The sequence below is a fragment of the Chitinophaga filiformis genome (genome assembly GCF_021646545.1).
Lineage (GTDB): Bacteria > Bacteroidota > Bacteroidia > Chitinophagales > Chitinophagaceae > Chitinophaga > Chitinophaga filiformis_A.
Genome location: NZ_JAKIRP010000006.1, coordinates 312818 through 331859 on the forward strand (window position 1 = coordinate 312818; position 19042 = coordinate 331859).

15 protein-coding genes are annotated in these 19042 nt (G+C 44.8%); 8 read left to right on the forward strand and 7 right to left on the reverse strand.

Annotated elements, in window-relative coordinates:
- Positions 1 to 68 precede the first annotated feature (68 nt).
- Positions 69 to 2294, forward strand: a complete 2226-nt coding sequence (locus L3C95_RS17560) for a sodium-translocating pyrophosphatase (RefSeq protein ID WP_236389449.1) — start codon at positions 69 to 71, stop codon at positions 2292 to 2294.
- Between the two features lie 2039 nt (positions 2295 to 4333).
- Here L3C95_RS17560 and L3C95_RS17565 read toward each other — a convergent pair.
- On the reverse strand, positions 4334 to 5335 hold the full coding sequence (locus tag L3C95_RS17565; RefSeq protein ID WP_236389450.1) for a helix-turn-helix transcriptional regulator: 1002 nt from the start codon (positions 5333 to 5335) through the stop codon (positions 4334 to 4336).
- A 105-nt stretch (positions 5336 to 5440) separates the two neighbouring features.
- Between L3C95_RS17565 and L3C95_RS17570 the strand changes: the two genes are divergently transcribed.
- The 7 genes from L3C95_RS17570 (at position 5441) to L3C95_RS17600 (ending at position 13699) form a co-directional block, all read left to right on the forward strand.
- A complete protein-coding gene (locus L3C95_RS17570) occupies positions 5441 to 5659 on the forward strand; it encodes a hypothetical protein (RefSeq protein WP_236389452.1) in 219 nt (72 codons plus the stop codon).
- A gap of 128 nt (positions 5660 to 5787) precedes the next feature.
- Positions 5788 to 8166, forward strand: coding sequence for a TonB-dependent receptor (locus L3C95_RS17575; RefSeq protein ID WP_236389453.1), 2379 nt, complete (start codon positions 5788 to 5790; stop codon positions 8164 to 8166).
- Positions 8167 to 8189: 23 nt separating this feature from the next.
- Positions 8190 to 9056, forward strand: coding sequence for a DUF4249 domain-containing protein (locus tag L3C95_RS17580; protein ID WP_236389455.1), 867 nt, complete (start codon positions 8190 to 8192; stop codon positions 9054 to 9056).
- A gap of 79 nt (positions 9057 to 9135) precedes the next feature.
- Positions 9136 to 9762 (forward strand): hypothetical protein, encoded by a 627-nt coding sequence (locus L3C95_RS17585; protein ID WP_236389457.1) that lies wholly within the window; start codon positions 9136 to 9138, stop codon positions 9760 to 9762.
- 287 nt (positions 9763 to 10049) lie between these two features.
- Positions 10050 to 10442, forward strand: a complete 393-nt coding sequence (locus L3C95_RS17590) for a BlaI/MecI/CopY family transcriptional regulator (RefSeq protein ID WP_236389459.1) — start codon at positions 10050 to 10052, stop codon at positions 10440 to 10442.
- A gap of 32 nt (positions 10443 to 10474) precedes the next feature.
- Positions 10475 to 12469, forward strand: coding sequence for a M56 family metallopeptidase (locus L3C95_RS17595; RefSeq protein WP_236389461.1), 1995 nt, complete (start codon positions 10475 to 10477; stop codon positions 12467 to 12469).
- A 102-nt stretch (positions 12470 to 12571) separates the two neighbouring features.
- Positions 12572 to 13699, forward strand: coding sequence for a C1 family peptidase (locus L3C95_RS17600; RefSeq protein ID WP_236389463.1), 1128 nt, complete (start codon positions 12572 to 12574; stop codon positions 13697 to 13699).
- A gap of 356 nt (positions 13700 to 14055) precedes the next feature.
- On the opposite strand, the gene L3C95_RS17605 is transcribed toward L3C95_RS17600, so the two are convergent.
- The 6 genes from L3C95_RS17605 to L3C95_RS17630 all read right to left on the reverse strand — a co-directional run bounded on the left by L3C95_RS17605 (position 14056) and on the right by L3C95_RS17630 (position 18989).
- The gene (locus L3C95_RS17605; protein WP_236389465.1) at positions 14056 to 14331 is read right to left on the reverse strand and encodes an acylphosphatase; all 276 of its coding nucleotides are present in this window, start codon (positions 14329 to 14331) and stop codon (positions 14056 to 14058) included.
- An 883-nt stretch (positions 14332 to 15214) separates the two neighbouring features.
- Positions 15215 to 15823, reverse strand: a complete 609-nt coding sequence (locus L3C95_RS17610; RefSeq protein ID WP_236389467.1) for a 2'-5' RNA ligase family protein — start codon at positions 15821 to 15823, stop codon at positions 15215 to 15217.
- A 241-nt stretch (positions 15824 to 16064) separates the two neighbouring features.
- A complete protein-coding gene (tpiA, locus tag L3C95_RS17615; RefSeq protein ID WP_236389468.1) occupies positions 16065 to 16826 on the reverse strand; it encodes a triose-phosphate isomerase in 762 nt (253 codons plus the stop codon).
- A 29-nt stretch (positions 16827 to 16855) separates the two neighbouring features.
- Positions 16856 to 18022: a putative sugar nucleotidyl transferase gene (locus L3C95_RS17620; RefSeq protein ID WP_236389469.1), complete on the reverse strand. Its 1167-nt coding sequence runs from the start codon at positions 18020 to 18022 to the stop codon at positions 16856 to 16858.
- Between the two features lie 68 nt (positions 18023 to 18090).
- Entirely contained in the window at positions 18091 to 18342 is a 252-nt protein-coding gene (locus L3C95_RS17625) for a type B 50S ribosomal protein L31 (protein ID WP_199652510.1), read from the reverse strand.
- Between the two features lie 155 nt (positions 18343 to 18497).
- Positions 18498 to 18989, reverse strand: coding sequence for a YajQ family cyclic di-GMP-binding protein (locus L3C95_RS17630; protein WP_236389470.1), 492 nt, complete (start codon positions 18987 to 18989; stop codon positions 18498 to 18500).
- Positions 18990 to 19042 lie beyond the last annotated feature (53 nt).

Sequence of the window (19042 nt, forward strand, 5' to 3'; positions counted from 1 at the left end):
TGTCAGTAAAACCCCTCCTTTTATAAACCATAAAAGGTTATATTTATAGAATTGTTAAAATCACGTATATGAATATCGTTTACCTCGTTCCATGTTTTGGATTACTAGCTTTGTTATTTACCGCTATCCGGAGTGCCTGGGTATCCCGCCAGGAGGCCGGCAATGAAAAGATGAAAGAAATTGCCGCACACATTGCTGAAGGAGCAATGGCCTTTCTCAAAGCTGAATATAAGATCCTCGCTTATTTTGTGATAATAGCCGCGCTGCTGCTGGGCTATATGGGCGCAACAAACCACAATTCCGACTGGACCATCGCCCTGGCCTTTATTATAGGAGCGTTATTCTCCGCCACAGCAGGCTTCATAGGTATGAAGATAGCAACCAAAGCTAACGTACGTACGGCGCACGCAGCACGTACCAGTCTTTCCAGAGCATTGAAGGTATCCTTTACGGGAGGTTCCGTAATGGGCATGGGGGTAGCCGGACTGGCCGTATTAGGTCTCGGTTCATTATTCATCATACTCAAAGCATATTTCGGCGCCAATGCCAATACAGAAGAGATGATCCGCACCATTGAGGTGTTGACAGGTTTCTCCCTGGGAGCAGAAAGCATCGCCCTGTTTGCCCGTGTAGGTGGTGGTATCTACACCAAAGCTGCCGACGTAGGCGCTGACCTGGTAGGTAAGGTAGAAGCAGGCATTCCTGAAGACGATCCCCGCAATCCCGCTACCATAGCCGACAACGTTGGTGACAACGTAGGCGACGTAGCCGGTATGGGCGCTGACCTCTTCGGATCTTATGTAGCTACTGTACTGGCTACCATGGTATTGGGCAGTGAGATCATTTCCAATGACAATTTCGGTGGCGTTGGCCCTATCATATTGCCTATGCTCATCGCAGGCCTGGGTATCGTATTCTCTATCATCGCTACCCTGTTCGTAAGAATATCTGACAGCGTAGGTTTAAGTACCTCCTCTGTACAGAAGGCCCTGAACATGGGTAACTGGGGCTCCATCGTGCTCTCTGCCATCGCGAGCGCAGCCCTGGTGTATTATATCCTGCCAGCAGAGGCGATTTACCTGAAACGTGACTTTGTACCCGGCACCAGCGAGCTCAAAGCAGGCACCAAAGCCATCACCCAGAACGGTGTAGTAGGCGCCATCTTCGTAGGTCTGGCTGTAGGTACCTTAATGAGCCTCATCACAGAATATTATACCGCCATGGGCAAACGTCCGGTATTGTCCATTATCCGTCAATCTTCCACCGGTCATGCCACCAACGTTATTGCTGGTCTGGCAATCGGTATGGAGTCTACCCTGCTCCCGATCATCGTACTGGCAGCGGGTATATACGGTTCATTCGCCTGTGCAGGTCTGTATGGCGTAGCCATTGCAGCCGCCGGTATGATGGCCACCACCGCTATGCAGCTGGCGATCGATGCTTTTGGTCCAATAGCCGATAACGCGGGTGGTATTGCAGAAATGAGCGAACTTCCTAAAGAAGTACGTGAAAAAACCGATATCCTGGATGCGGTGGGTAACACCACGGCAGCTACCGGAAAGGGTTTCGCAATTGCTTCCGCAGCATTGACAGCCCTGGCCCTCTTTGCAGCATTCGTAGGTGTGGCAGGTATCGACGGTATTGATATCTATAAAGCTGATGTACTGGCAGGCCTTTTCATAGGTGCTATGATCCCTTTCATCTTCTCCTCTCTCGCTATCAGGGCGGTAGGTGAAGCCGCCATGGCCATGGTGGAAGAGGTACGTCGCCAGTTCAAGGAAATTCCAGGTATTATGGAAGGTACCGGCAAGCCTGAATATGATAAATGCGTGGCTATCTCTACACAGGCTTCTATCAGAAAAATGATGCTGCCGGGAAGTATTGCTATCCTTACGCCGCTGGCGGTAGGTTTCATTTTTGGGCCTGAAGTTCTGGGCGGATTCCTGGCGGGAGCTACTGTAAGTGGTGTGCTGATGGGGATGTTCCAGAATAATGCTGGTGGTGCGTGGGATAATGCGAAGAAATCCTTTGAGAAGGGTGTTGAAATAAAAGGGCAGGTTTATTATAAGAAGTCAGAGCCGCACAAGGCTTCTGTTACGGGCGATACTGTGGGGGATCCGTTTAAGGATACTTCTGGTCCTTCTATGAATATCCTGATCAAGCTGATGTCTATTGTGTCGTTGGTAATAGCGCCTACCCTGGCGGGGATACATAATACTAGTGCGGTTGCGGGTAAAAAGGCGCCGGCTACTGAGCAGGTTGCGAAGGTGCAGCCGGTTTTGCAGAAGAATTAATAGTGGTTCTATATTGAAAAAAGTGCATTCTTTCCGGAATGCACTTTTTTTTTTGCCCTGGACGTTGCGTTGCCCATCTTGCTGAGTCACTGGCCGAGTTCTTACTGACCTTTACACGAACGGATTGGCGTCTGGTATGCATTTTTGTGGGCGACCGCGATTATTGCGCCGACCTTCTTGCGCGCGGCAGGATGGGATCACTGGCTGAGTTCTTTGAAGTCGCTTCATGTTCGGCCTTGGATGGCGGATTGGCGTCTGGTATGCATTTTTGTGGGCGACCGCGATTATTGCGCCGACCTTCTTGCGCGCGGCAGGATGGGATCACTGGCTGAGTTCTTTGAAGTCGCTTCATGTTCGGCTTTGGATGGCGGATTGGCTGTGGATCTTTATTAAACCCCTGGTAGTGCACGTCAGCATACTTCAAACAACTAAGGCCAGCGATTCCCACCTGACCGCTCGCTGCGTACGGTCTCCAAAGTGATAGTAAGACCGCCATTTCTTTATAGTTCCAATAACCGGATGATAATTCTTTCCTATTGCTGAATACAGTCTGAAATATGGCAATAAAGGATCGCTGATTTCTTTCGTTCCAATAACCGGTGATAATTCTTTCTTCTTGCTGAATACAGTCTGAAATATGGCAATAAAGAATCGCTGATTTCTTATCGTTCTAGCAACCGGCTATCATCTCCATCTCGATGTGCTATATATGCGATCTCCAAATCGATAATAGGACGGCCGATTTGTTATCGTCCGGTAACCGCCTGATGATTCCCTCCCATTGCTGAATACAATCTGCAATTTAGTAGTAACATTGCTGATTTTTGTGATTCCAACAACTACCTAATGATCCTCTTCACTTGCGGAAGACAGTATGCGATATGAAGTAGAACGGCTGAAATTTTATGTATACAATATACAGAAGGACGGTTGATTTCATGGTCCAACAACTGCTTAATGATTCTCGCTCATTGCTGAATACAATCTGCAATATGGTAGCAAGGACGGCTTGATTTCATCTCATCTGGTAAGCTGCTATGACTCCCATTTTACAGCTCTTTTTATACGATCTTCAAAATGATAGTGAGAGCGGCTGATTTCTTACTGCCTGGCAATTCAACCTAATGATTTTCACCTGACCGCTTGTTGTATATGTCTTCAAAGAGCACCTGCTAATCAGCAGCTGGATCAGGTTATGATACGGATGGCTCTACACGTCGATAATTAGCAGCGGCATACTACTTAATTAAGTAGACCCAATTATGGTCGGGGATGTATTTTTTAGCGATAAAGAAGTACAAGGAAACTTTGACAGGAACACCGAACTAATATCTAATGAGCAGCCAAAAGAGAAACATGTAAAAATTTGGCTGTCTTACTATTGTTTTGGGACCGTACACAGCGAGCGGTCAGGTGGGAATCGCTGGCATAAGTTGTTTGAAGTATGTTGACGCGCCCCACCAGGAGTTTAATAAAGATCCACAGCCAATCCGCCCTCCAAAGCTTCATAGCAAGGAACTTCAAAGAACTCAGCCAGTGATCCCAGCCTGCCGCGAGCAAGAAGGTCAGCGCAATAATTACTGTCCGCCTATCAAAAGCCAATCCGCCCTCCAAAGCTTCATAGCAAGGAACTTCAAAGAACTCAGCCAGTGATCCCAGCCTGCCGCGGGCAAGAAGGTCAGCGCAATAATTACTGTCCGCCTATCAAATGCCAATCCGCCATCCAAAGCTTCATAGTAAGAAACTTCAAAGAACTCAGCCAGTGATCCCAGCCTGCCGCGAGCAAGAAGGTCAGCGCAATAATTACTGTCCGCCTATCAAAAGCCAATCCGCCATCCAAAGCTTCATAGTAAGAAACTTCAAAGAACTTAGCCAGTGATCCCAGCCTGCCGCGAGCAAGAAGGTCAGCGCAATAATTACTGTCAGTCTATATACATGATGATAAAGGAAGGGTCAATCAAAGTCAGGCTAAGGAATAAACCATTGTTTTGGAGACCGGCACATGTCACGTCAAAAACATATCTATGAAGACACCTTCATTACTTAATTTTACTCGGACTAACCCCAAATTTTTTCTTGAACGCAAGACTGAAATGCTGTATTGAAGAGAACCCCAGTTGCTCAGCTATCTCGGTCAGCGAATACTCCTGCGTGACAATCATCTTCCTGGCATAATCCATTCGATGATCATTCAGATAACCAAATACAGTATTATCAAACACCTGCCGGAAGCCATTCTTCAGCTTAAACTCATTCAAGCCCGCCGATCTTGACAACTCCGCCAATGAGGGTGGGTTCTGCATGCTTTTCAGCAGCAGGTCTTTGGCATAGTGAATCTTTTCCCTGTCAGCCGCAGATATCGGGACAGCATCAACCCTCACCTGCTCTACCCGCTCATATTGCTCACATTGAAGCGCCAGTAATTCGAGCGCTTTAGACTGCAGGAACAATTTTTTTACGCCTCCCGTAAACTGGCACCGGCGTATTTCCTCGAGCACCATCAGCATACGGCTGGTAATGGGCGGATTAATTCTCTTATTAAGATAGGCGCCTTTACCTCCCGCAACATCATTGGCCAGCGTATCCAGTACACGTCCGCCATTTGCTGCAATATCCAGGAAGCGGTCGGTGGAAAAAGCGAGCGCTATCAGCTCAAGACCCCGCTGTTTATCCACATCAATGTTTTCTGCCGGGCTGGGATTAAAAAAGAGATTATGCTCCAGGGATTGGTAGCGCCGTTTGCCGAAATTGCCCGTAATCATATCCGGTCCGGCTACAAAGTCGCCGTTCAGCATGAAGATCAGTGATATTGTTGGGATATTCTCTGTGGTATAGATGTGGAGGTTTTCATAAATATGGATATCTCCGATAGCAATATGGTATCCGTCAAAATAGATCTCTTTGAAGCGGGCATCAGCAAAATCATAGCTCAGCTGCTGTTTTTCCTCGATGAGCGAAGTAGATAGGAACTTCGGCATCGGGAAATCCATTTGCTCACTGTATATCAATTCGCTAGCATCGTTTTTAATCTGGATATCCATAAAAATCCTTTAAATATAAATTTTAATCCCTTTCATGTAACAGCTATACGGATGAAGACCACCAAATTTGCACAAAAATATTCCTTAATATTTAATATTATAGTCATGGAGATCGGAATATTCCGTACAAATATATGCACCCCTCAGGACAAGAATAACGTCATACAGGCTATACAACAACACTTTAACACTACTACATGTAGTATCGATATTGAGGATTGTGATAAGGTAATGCGTATTGTTGCTGGTCCGGTTACTGTAGAAGAGCATGATATTATACTTTTTATCCGCCGCATGGGCTACCAGTGCGAAAGACTCGACTAAATTATCCAGCCAAAAAAAATTCCCCTATAGCCTTATAGGGGTATCCCCTTCCCTCCACGTCATATATGCGTAAACAAAAAATGTTATAGCAAGGCCAGCTATCCGCTATTAAATTACAAGAACCTTATATGAAGACAAGATTACTTATGCTGCTTGGCGTATGCCTGCTGCTTATGCAGGTCCGTCATGCCTGCGCACAACAGAAATATACTGTAAGCGGTTATGTAAAAGACCAGCAAAATGGTGAAAGCCTGATCGGGATATCCGTATCAAAAGCAGGAACCGGCCTGGGCACAGTGACCAACGAATATGGCTTTTATTCCCTCACCCTGCCTGCAGGCGATCATGAGATACAGTTCTCTTATATTGGCTATGCACCTATTAAAATGAGCGTATCTCTGAAATCCAATAAGAACCTGGATGTAAAGATGGAAAAATCCAGCAGCCAGTTAAGTACTGTAACCGTAACCGGCAATAAGCAGGAAAAAGCGGTGAATACACTTACTACAAGTCTTAACAGACTGGATATAGCCCAGATGAAGAAAATGCCCACATTCATGGGAGAAGTGGATGTACTCCGCTCTATCCAGACACTTCCCGGTGTGAATACGGTAGGTGAAGGCGCCAACGGGTTTAACGTGCGTGGTGGTGCAGCAGATGAGAACCTGATCCTGCTGGACGAAGCCCCCGTTTATAACTCTACGCACATGATGGGTTTCTTCTCAGTATTCAACCCTGATGCAGTTAAAAGTATCAATCTCCTTAAAGGCGGTTTTCCGGCCGAATATGGCGGTCGTACCTCTTCCGTACTGGACATACGCATGAAAGACGGAAACAACCAGAATTTCAACGTAAATGGCGGTATAAGCAATGTATTCAGCAGGCTGTCCCTGGAAGGACCGATCAGGAAGGATGAATCATCCTTTATTCTGGCCGCCCGCCGTTCTTATATCGACATTCTGATGAAGCCATTCCTGAAGGGTGACATGAAAGACACCAAACTGAATTTCTATGACCTGACCGGAAAGGTGAACTTCAAACTGAATAAGAACAATACCCTGTTTGCCAGCGGTTATCTTGGAAGGGATGTTTTCGGCTTCGGTACGCAGATCAATATGAACTGGGGTAATAAGACAGCCACAGTACGCTGGAATCACGTATTCACCAACCGTACATTCATGAACCTGACCACCTTCTATAGTAACTACGACTACAGTCTTAAGTTCAACAACGAAAGTGAGAAAGGCGCAGGAGAACAAAACCAGTCTTACAGATGGACCTCCAACATCATCAACTACGGTGTTAAACCTGCATTTACTTTCTACATCAATACACACAACAGTCTGCACTTTGGTCTGCAGGGTATCTATTATACCTTCAAACCAGGTACCGGTACCGGTGTGGAAGGAGATGAAACAAGTGTAAAGCAACTGACACAACAACACGGTCTTGAGGCAGCTGCTTATCTGGACCATGAGTGGAAACCCAACGATAAGTTAGGCATCCAGTACGGTGTCAGGTTCTCCAACTATCAATATCTGGGTAAGGGTACCGTTTACTACTACAATGATACGACGCCCGGTATCCGCAGAACACTGGTGGGTACAAAAGAATATGGCGCCAATGAGCTGATCAAGGCTTACAGCTATCTGGAACCAAGGGTCACAGCACGCTATGCACTTACTCCGGATCATGCGATCAAGGCATCTTACGCACGTACCACACAGTACATGCACCAGCTGTCCAATACTGCGTCACCTACCCCGCTGGATATCTGGACGCCAAGTACCAACAATATACAGCCACAGGTAGCTGATCAGTATACCATTGGATATGTATATGATGCGCCATCCAACGTCTTTGAAATATCAGCAGAAGCTTTCTACAAAAAGATGGAGCATCAGCTGGATTATATCGACAATGCGAACCTGGAACTGAATCAGCAGATTGAAGCCGATCTGCTCCAGTCACACAGCCGTTCTTACGGTCTGGAACTGATGGCCAGAAAAGATATCGGCAAAACCACCGGATGGGTAAGTTATACCCTGTCCCGTTCTGAAAGGCAGACCAATGGTATCAGCCAGAATGAGTGGTTCCTGAATCGTTACGACCGTACACACAACCTGAACTTAGTTCTTACACATGAACTGAGCAAGCGCACGTCTCTTTCCGCCAACTGGGTTTACGCTTCCGGTACACCAGGTACATTTGCCGACAGCCGGCTGGAGTTCCAGGACTGGGACATTCCATACAACAGCACCGACAAACGCAACAACTACAGACTGCCATCCTTCCACCGTCTGGACATGTCTTTAACGCTGAAAGGAAAACAGCTGCGCCGCTGGAAAGGCGAATGGGTGTTCTCCCTGTATAATGTATATGGCCGCAGGAACGCTTACACCATCTACTTCAGGCAGAATGAAGATGATCCTTCCAAAAAAGAAGCTGTTCGTCTTTCCATCATCGGTTCTATCATTCCTGGTATCACCTACAATTTCAAATTCTAACCATCCCTTAAAAAAGAATACAGATGAAAAAGATCAGACTTAGCATATTAGTAGCGATGGTAGCAACTTTCACCGCCTGTGAAGATGTAGTAGACATCGACGTTAAGAAGGGTACTTCCTATCCTGTACTGGATGCCTGGATCACCACAGAACCGGGTGTACAAAAGATCAGGTTCACCAAATCAGTACCATATACCGATCAGGCGCCGGCCCCTGTGATAGACGACGCCCGCATCACGCTCATCGATGAGACAGCCAATAAATCCTATCTCTTCGCATTCAGCAACGGCGTGTATTCATATAACCCGGGAGACAATGAAACCATCGGTGTGATCGGACATGCTTACAGATTGAGGATAGAGTATAACACCGAAGTGTTTGAAGCAGTGGATACTATCAAGAGAATAACACCGATCGATTCTATCTCTTACAAGTATGAAACCACAGATGAGAGCTTCGTGGAAGAAGATGGATATGTAGCAAAGTTCCATGCCATAGATATCAAAGGTGGAGTGGATTATTACTGGATGCGTTCTTACAGGAATGATCTGCAGCATAAGGTAGGCGACGAGTTTTCTGTAGATGGTTATTTTGATCAGAGTGTGAAAGACGGTTCTGCATTTATCTTGCCTATCCAGGAAGCGGTGACAGACTTTGACAAACCATTCCAGAAAGGAGAGAAAGTGATCGTTAAGTTACGTTCACTCACTTACCAGAGTCATTTCTTCCTGACACAGGTAGACGATCAGCTCGAGTCAGGCGGTCTCTTTGCCAAAGTGTTGGAAAATGTAAGATGTAATGCCATCAATGTTACTACAGGCGGAAAGCAAAAACTGTTAGGCTGGTTCGGTACTTCTGCGGTAAGCAGCAAGGAAAGGGTTATCGAATAATATCTCACTATAACATAACAAGCTGGCTAAAGAACACGCTTTAGCCAGCTACACTCAAAACAATTTCAAGGGACTTTTTATGAAAAAGATTTTATCAGCGCTGCTGGTGCTAGCTGCACAGCAGGCCTGGGCACAGCATGCCACAACCGAAACATTATTCTCTTCAAAAAGCGGTAAAAAAACAACTATTGGAGCATACGGCGCGCCTGCTGCTAAATTTACACCCATTGATGGTAAATTTGGATTGTTGACCGGCGGATATGGTGGTGTATTATTGAACGGCAAGATCATGCTCGGAGCAGGCGCCTATTCCCTGGTAAACAATGTAGACATGCCGACGGTGAATACCAATGGCGAGAAGGAATATCTGAACCTCTGGTATACAGGTTTTGTAGCAGAGTACATTCATAATTCCGATAAGCTGATACACTGGACAGCAGGTGCTTTGATCGGCGGTGGTGCCGCAGGCAGGAGAAATAAGGACTGGTGGGAGGGTGATGAGTTTGACCATGACCACACGTATGACAACCATGGTTTCTTCGTAGCTGAGCCATATGCGAACGTTGAGCTGAACATCACCAAATTCCTGCGTCTGGACATAGGTGCTTCCTACCGTTATGTTGCCGGTTCCAATACAACAGGCATTACTGACGGCAAGCTGGGCGGCCCGTCCATCAATGTTGGCCTCAAAGCCGGTAAGTTCTGATGTGACAATCATTACTGACGGCAAATGCAAGCGGCCCGTCCGTTAATGTTGGCCTCAAAGCCAGTAAGTTCTAAGTAGTCATATTGATACAGGCATCGTTGTCCATCTTTGCTGAACGATTTCATGCAGATGGCAACATGCCTGTTTTTTTTGTTCCCCCATTTACCCCTGATTATCACCGCTCTCCACCCTTCCTTAAAAAAATCCTTCCCCGGATTTGGCAATTACGAAAACTATCGTACATTTGTTACGAAAATATTCGTAGATCAATAATCATTGGAAATAAAATGAGTACCGCCAAAAATAGCAGGCCGACGGAAAGTGAGCTGGAGATCCTTGGGATATTATGGGAGAAAGGTTCCGGTACTGTAAGGGATGTGCATGAAATACTGGAGAAAAGCAAAGACGCCGGTTATACTACCACCCTTAAACTTATGCAGATCATGCATGAAAAAGGGTTGTTAACACGGGACACCAGCAGCAAGACCCATGTGTATGAAGCTGCCATTTCCCGGGAGAGCACACAGCAGCAACTACTCAATAAGATGATAGATACGGTGTTTAATGGTTCTGCCTCACAGCTTGTATTACAGGCATTGGGTAACCACCGTTCTTCACAGGAAGAACTGGATAAGATCAAACAATATCTGAATGAGATAGAGCAGCAACAGAAAAAGTAAACCTGCGTCCACGCGCGTCTAATCTGTAAATCATGATTGCACAACTTCCTTTCACCGCAGACCTGATCCAGGCTTTCGGCTGGGCCCTCCTACACTCATTCTGGCAGGCATTTTTCATCTTTGCCTGTCTGCGGATCGTCTTGCTGCTCTGGCCCCAGGCAAGTTCCAGTATAAAATACAACCTGTCTTATATCTCTCTGGCAGGCATTTTTACATGGTTCTCCATAACACTGTGGCTACAGATAGAAGCCGTAAAAAGAGTGCACCAGGCGGCTTATTTAATGATAGAAACCGGCATAAGGCCTTCGGCATCTGTGGAGGTTCCGGTTATTTATAAAAGCCAGGCAGAGCTTACAGGCCTGTTCCCTGGTCTGGAAATGTGGTTCCCGATATTAGTAGCCATTTACGTGGCCGGGGTTGCCGTCATGACCATCAAGCTGACACTGGACCTGTTACAATTGCAGCAGATAAAGAAGAAACAGGTACTTCCCATTGACGAAGCATGGGAAAAGCATCTGCAGAAACTTGCTGCCCAGTTGAAGATCCCCCGCCGGGTGAAACTGTTGATATCACAGTACATCCAGGTGCCGGTGATGATCGGGTTCGTCAAACCTGTCATCTTATTACCCGTAGCCATGTTCAACAACCTGACGGCAGAACAGCTGGAAGCTATTCTGTTGCATGAACTGGCACATATCAAACGCAATGATTATCTACTGAATATTTTCCAATCCATTGTTGAAACCATCCTGTTTTTTAATCCTTTCGTATGGTGGATATCAAAGAACATCCGCCTTGAAAGGGAACATTGTTGCGATGATCTTGTACTTACAAATCAGGTGCAACCGCTACATTACGCCAAAGCCCTGGTAGCATTGGAAGAATACCGGTTAACAGTCAATGCACTGGCCATGGCGGCGGCAGACAACAAACAACATTTATTTCACCGCATCAAACGCATCATGGAAATGAAAACTAAAAATATTAATTATACACAAAAGTTATTGGCTGTAATGATCATCGCAGTAGGACTGGTGTCTATTGCATGGCTCAATCCTTCCAATAAAAAAGAAGAGCAGGGCGATAACAAAAAGCCTGTTGCAAAAGAAGACGTTGCCGATGTTGCCAACGCTCCCATAGCGCCTGCTATAGCAGTGCCGGCCATTGCACACGCCGCCAGGATGGTGCATCTTTTCACAGACACCATACCTGGAAACAATAAAACCCAGGCTCAAAAAGAAGCTGCCATGAAGGCTGCACAACAGGGCATGGCTGCTGCCGAGGAAGCGATGAAAAACATAGACTGGAACCAGATCAATACTGAGGTTTCCAATGCTATGAAGAACATTGACTGGAAAAAGATCAATGAAGAAGTATCCACTGCGATGAAGAATGTAGACTGGAAAAAGATCAACGAAGAAGTATCCACTGCGATGAAGAATGTAGACTGGAAGAAGATCAATGATGAAGTTAAAACCAGCCTGAAAAACATGCCTGACACGCTGATCGATCCAAAGGTCATTGAAGAAAGCGTACGCATTGGTATGGAAAGCGCTAAAGCAGCGATGGCCAACATTGATCTCGACGATATCATTAAAAAGAGTATGGCAGAAGCCGGAGCGGCCATGAACAGCAAGGAATATAAAGAGGCCATGGAGAATGCCAGAAAAGAAATAGCCCGGGCAAAAGAAGAAATGAAACAGGCGCAGAAAAATATCAGGAAAGAGATCTCCGTCTCCCAAGGTGCTAATGCCCGCGAGGAAATAAGGCTAGATGACAAGCATGTAACCGTCGACAAAAAGATATCAGATAAGTACAAAAATATGGTCAGGAGAATGGCCGAAGATAAACTCATCGACGTAGACGCAGGATTCACAATAGAAAAAAAGGGCGGCGTCCTCAGTATTAACGGTGTGAAGCAGTCAGACGATGTATTAAAGAAATATGCAGATGTACTGGGTAAAGCCGACGAGGCCACCATTACAGGTAAGGGCGACAACCTGAGTATTAATATTAACGAGAAATAAGCCTACTTTTTCCGTCATTCTACGCGCTACTGCCGTTCATACAGCAGTAGCGCTTTTTTTATGCCTTTAGCCCTTATCTTTAGGGAGCAAACCTCTTTTTATATGAGATCATATCTAGTATTATCAGCCTTATTCCTTTGCTTACAAGCCCGCGCCCAGGAAACAAAATCCCTCCAGGAGATCCGGGTCATCAGGAATAATCCCGTAACATCTGTGAAAGACCAGGCGAATACCGGTACCTGCTGGTGTTTTTCCGCCACTTCTATGATCGAATCGGACTGCCTCCACAAAGGCCAGCCATCGCTCGATCTCTCTGAAATGTTCACCGTGCGTAATATATACCTTGAAAAGGCAGAGAACTACATCCACCGACAGGGATTTGCCCGTTTTGATGAAGGAGGCCTGGGACATGACGTACTCCATGCGGTAGAGGTCTACGGTATTGTTCCCGAAAACGTGTATAATGGGTTGAAAGACGGCCGTACTTCGCATGATCATGCCGAGATGGTGTCTGAGATGAAAAGTTACCTGGACAGCGTTTTAAAGCTTCCTAAGCCGATTCCTGCGAACTGGGAAACAGGCTTCACCGCCATCATGGACAAGCATCTGGGTACACCACCGGCCAATTTTAACTATAATGGAAGGAACTATACGCCGAAAGCATTTGCCAAAGAGGTGATAAAGTTCAATCCTGACGACTATGTCAGCCTTACGTCCTTTACGCATCACCCCTTCTATAGTTCTTTTATACTGGATGTGCCTGACAATTTCTCCAATGGGGCGTACTACAACGTGCCTGTCAATGAACTGATCAATATCACCAGAGGTGCGGTGGAAAAGGGTTATACTGTGCTGTGGGATACGGATGTGAGCAACCGGGGTTTCATGGTGGGCAAAGGATACGCGTTGCGTCCTGTAGCAGATTCACTGACACGTGGCAGCGTTATCAATCCGGATCTTGAAGAAAAGAAATATTCACAGGATGAACGCCAGCAGTTATTTGACGGCTTAATAACACAGGATGATCATCTGATGCATATAACAGGTATTGGAAAGACTGCGAAAGGAAAAGAGTTTTTTATTGTTAAAAACTCCTATGGCAGTAAGTCGGGACCATTTGATGGGTTTTTGAAAGTATCTGTCCCTTATTTTGCTATTAACACCATTACTATCATCGTGCCTAAAGCTGCTTTGGATAAGTCTTTCAACGGCAAGATCGCATTGAAGTGATTGTATTAAGCATAGGAGTGACCAGTACTAAAGCCGCCTGGAATAATCCGCTCAACGGCCAGGTGCAATGAAGTGATGATATAAGTAATATACAAAAGGGCAGCCCTGTGAACCCACAGGACTGCCCTTTTGCATGGTAATTTGTTTGAGGGAAAATGCTAACAAAAATGTAAGGATATTACGTTGGAAATATACCTTCTCAGATGCGACAGGCACCTGCTAATATCATAAACTTCCGCGCACTTGCAACCGCAGCAAATATTTGCTGATATAACAATTATTTGCAGCTACAGTAAGCATCTGTAAACAAATACCTATATATAAAAGTTGTTAAACAATAATAGAACTAACAGATTTCAATGCACTACATCAAACCCTTTGTAATCCTGTAAAGGGGCAACAGTGATAATCAGTTCAGTAACTTTAGCAAAAGGTGGTCCCTGTCTGCACCAGGCTATAAATGCTTCCATCTTATTCTCCTCTCCTTCTGCAGTAATCAGTACATTGCCATCAGGTAAATTCCTTACTTCCCCTGAAATACCAAGATCATCTGCTGTGTGTTTCGTACTGGCTCTGAAATACACTCCCTGGACTTTCCCTTTTACCAGGATCTGCTTATGTATTTTTTCCATATAACGCGGTGATGAAGGATGAGTAATTGTATTACCCAAATCTACAAACAGCCGTGTAAAAGGAAAAATTAAATCTAAATGAAAATGGGTTAACAAACATGGGATAAAAGCCACTAAGAAAAGAACTTTATGTATAATATTATATTGTTTATGCGGATTCAGCTGTCTATGTTAACCGGCAGTTTCTTACGTACTATCAGATTACAGATAACACAGCCTAGGTTATTATGTCATTTATAGTGCACGTATACGCTAACTGTAACATAGTTTACAGCCAGGGCCCACGTAGTATGCATTTATGTACTAGCCTATTATATAGGATCACACTGTCTGGTGATTCATCAGGTTACAGATACGGACCACGAAGTATGTATTCATTTAGTCGATGGTGCGAGATTACAATATCTGAATCCATGACAAATACGGGCCACCGGGTATTTAATTATATAGTATAGTGCAGAATTACATTATCTGGTAATCCATAAAATTTCCAATACGGACCATTCAATATGCATTTATGAGGTTTACAAGACAGCTTACGCAGTATATCGAACCATATAGTTAATGATCACAAAGACTATGCTGTCAACCGTCAGGGATGCAAGCTGCGCATTATTATGCGGTTGCCGGGTTCAGCCAAGACAAGCCTTTATAGCTCATAATATAGACTCTGCAATCATGCAGATTATTCGGATCATATAAGCCATGCAGCTTTTAGCTAAAATTACGTGGACGCTACAGTTAATAAACCATATAGCTCATGCAGTTCGCATGGCTCACGCAACTTAAACTACGTACAGCTTTTGCAGATGATAATGATCACACCGACGCTCAGCTCTCTGCAAATAATACAGCTTACACTGCTCTATCTGCGGATACAAACTTATGCAGCGTAATTAAACAGCGTAGCATCCTGCTGAACCGCCTCATCTCCAAATACAAATTCCTTCACAAGCTCATAGCTACCGCCAGTGGCAGGCTTACGCAGTAATGAAAAGCTCTTGCATTGAAAACTACGTACGAAAACCTGGTTGTAAAAGTGATCATATACTTTATCGAATTCAGGTGTACTGATAGCTCTCGCTATAGTGATATGCGGCTTGAATGATCCTGGCTTTATATCAAACTCCTGCAGGATTTTTTTATGCAGCTCAGCAAGGGGTTTGGGATTAGCTACATTAATATAAATAGTACGTTTATCAGGACCGTGTTCAAAATGGTCAAACTTTGAGGTATATAAAGTGAAGCCTGATTGTTTCTTTGCTATATCATCCAGCAGATGAACAAAATCGTCCTGGAATCTTTCAGGAAATACAGATCTGAAAAGGCTGATATGCGCCTTGGAAAAGCGACTGCCATACATTCCCAATTCCTGGGCAACTAATTTTTTCAATGCTGTTACATCATTGGTAATGTTAGTGCCGGGACTTACTACCAACAAGTAATCATACAATGTTTCCTGTTCAAATGCAATGTTGTTATTTGTATGCATAACCAAGTAAGTTTTAAACTTAAGATGTACTGGTTATTTGAATATTGACAATACAAATATAGGGAACATTTCCGGAAATACTAATTTTTTTAGCATTAAATACTAATTTTTTTGCTCTGAAATATATTCACCTGAAACTGAATGGCATACGTCGTCCTATATACGTTTCCAGTTCATTCCAATAAAAAAGCAGCCCGCTTGTGGCGGGCTGCTTGCTCTATAATGAGATATTCTTTTACAATTATCCAAGCTTCTGAATAATGGCAGTGAAATCAGCAGCTACAAGAGAAGCGCCGCCAATCAGTCCACCATCTACGTCAGGACATGCGAACAGTTCTTCTGCGTTGGAAGGTTTCGCGCTGCCACCATACAGGATGGTAGTCCGTAATGCGGCTTCTCTGCCATATTTACCAGCTATCTGTGCTCTGATGAAAGCGTGCATGTCCTGTGCCTGAGCTGCGCTGGCAGTCAAGCCGGTACCAATTGCCCAGATTGGCTCATAAGCAATCACAATATTCTTTAACTGTTCTTCTGTTAAATGGAACAGGCTTTCTTCCAGTTGTTTTGCTACATATTCATTCTGTGTTTCAGCTTTTCTTACTTCCAATGGCTCACCGCAGCAGAATATAGGTTTCAGGCCATTGGCAAGGGCCAGATCGATCTTTTTAGCGAGGGTAGCATTACTTTCCTGGAAATATTCCCTTCTTTCAGAGTGTCCCAGTATTACGTAATCAACACCTACAGACTGTAACATCTCGGCAGATACCTCACCGGTATACGCGCCTGATTTTTCAGATGCGCTGTTCTGCGCTCCCAGGTAAAAACCTGGTGTGTTTTTCAACAATGACTTTGCTTTCAACAGATACGGAAAAGGGGTGGCCAATACCACTTCCTGTCCATCCTTCAATCGCAGGCCAGCCTGCAAAATGTCATTGATCAGCTGTTCTGCCTGGCTCAGGGTCAGGTTCATTTTCCAGTTTCCAGCAACGATTTTTTTTCTCATGTCTATCGCTATATTGATTTTAAAAAGTATTAATCACGTAAAATTGTATAAAGCGCTTCGAATACTCCCCTGTCGGTTTCTTCCATTTGCTGCCCTTTAAACTGCATCCACATACCGGCATCCCTCAATGCCTGTTCCAGGCGGTAAGGCTCTAATCCGTCAGCCCCACCCCACGAAAAAGAAGGAATGAACTTAGGAGGCAGGCTTCCGCCGAAGATATTGCAGGATACGCCAATAACCGTTCCTGTATTCAACATTGAACCAATGCCACAACGGCTGTAATCTCCCATCAGCAATCCGCATTTCAGACCAGCCGGCTCAGTCCTGTTATAAGCCTCTATCCATACTTTCACCGTACTGGCATTGTTCTTCAGATTAGAACAGGTGGCATTTGCCCCAAGATTGCACCATTCTCCGATCACAGCATCTCCCAGGTACCCGTCATGTCCCTTATTGGAATGCCCGAACATCACCACATTCTTGATCTCTCCCCCTCCTACACTTCCCGGTCCCAGGGTCGTTGCCCCATATACCTTACTTCCCATCTTCAGCACTGCTTTTTCACCCAGTGCCAGCGCTCCTCTGATGAGACAGCCTTCCATTATTTCTGCATTTCTGCCCACATATATAGGCCCGGTGCTGGCGTTGAGGATGCTATGCTCTACAATGGCGCCTTCTTCCAGGAAGATCCGCTCAGGCGCAGTCACCTTGTTGGTATCACTGATCGGAGCAGATACGCGCCCTCCTGTCAACAGCTCAAAGTCACTGCGGATGGCCTTGTCATTCAGTAAAAAGAAGTCCCAGGGCATCCTGATCCGCGAAACCGCACCAAGATACTCTTTTCGTTCTACAGGTTCTGCATCCAGGTCGTTTCCGGGCGTAACTTTTGCGATCAGCTCATTGTCTTTATGCAATTCCTGTCCGGGTTGCAGCTCCCGGATAGCCTGTACCAGCGCTGCATCCGGCAATACATGACCATGGATCAGGACTGCAGATACTGTATTGTCTTTTTTAAGTGGATATTTCTTTTGTAAGTGGGGAACGGTAAGATGGCTGATACCGGCATTCAGCCAGTATTCCCATTTTTCCCGGATGGTCAGGATACCTATGCGGCAGGCTGCAACCGGTCTTGTATGAGTGAAGGGATATAACAACTCTCGTGCAGGCGTGTCAAAAAGAATGTAATTCCGCTCCATAGGGGATAAAAATAAAAAATCCCACCGGAAATGCCGATGGGATTAATAAAATTATTTTAAAGGCCTTTTTAGGCTTTCTTAGCGTAACGCTTGTTGAATTTGTCGATACGACCCGCTGTATCCACCAATACGTTTTTCCCGGTATAGAAAGGGTGAGAAGTATTGGAAATTTCCAGTTTAATTAACGGATACTCGTTACCATCTTCCCATTTGATTGTTTCTTTGGAAGGAGCGGTAGAACGGCTTAAAAAAGTGTGTCCGTTAGACATATCTTTGAATATTACAAATCTGTAATTTTCTGGATGGATTCCCTGTTTCATCTGAATTTAAATTTTCTTTTTGTTACCAGATGCAACCCCGCATATTCATTCCTCTGATGCATGATGAATGCCATGCTTGGTTTCAACCAATATTATTAGACAGGGTGCAAAGGTAAAATAATTATTTCAAAAACAACAAGAAAAGACTAAATATTTTAGCTCTTCATATTCGTGTACTGTAATGGAATGCCTAAGTTCGCTTCCTTGGTCTTTTGTATAACCTCCTGTAAATCATCAATTTTCTTACCTGTCACCCTAACTATGTCGTCCATAATGGCAGCCTGCACCTTAATGCCGGAGTCCTTTATCAGCTTTACAATTTTTTTGGCATCTTCCTGTTTGATCCCGTTTCTTACCGGAATCTCTTTTTTTACCACTTTTCCGCTCTGATATGGTTCCTTGCTCAGGTCATAAATGTTGGCATCGAGCCCCTGGCGCATTGTACGGCTTATCAGTACATCTATTACCTGCGTCAGCTTCATTTCGCTTTCCACTTCCACGTTTAAGGACAGGTCTTTTTTGTTCAATTCCATGTTCACATGGGAATCTTTGAAGTCGAACCTGTTGGTAATCTCCTTTTTTACGGTATTTACCGCATTATCAAGTGTCTGGGTATCCACTTTGCTAACAATATCAAAGGACGGCATGATAAATAATTTTATATCGTTAATGGCTTAAGGGAGACAAATATAAACCAATA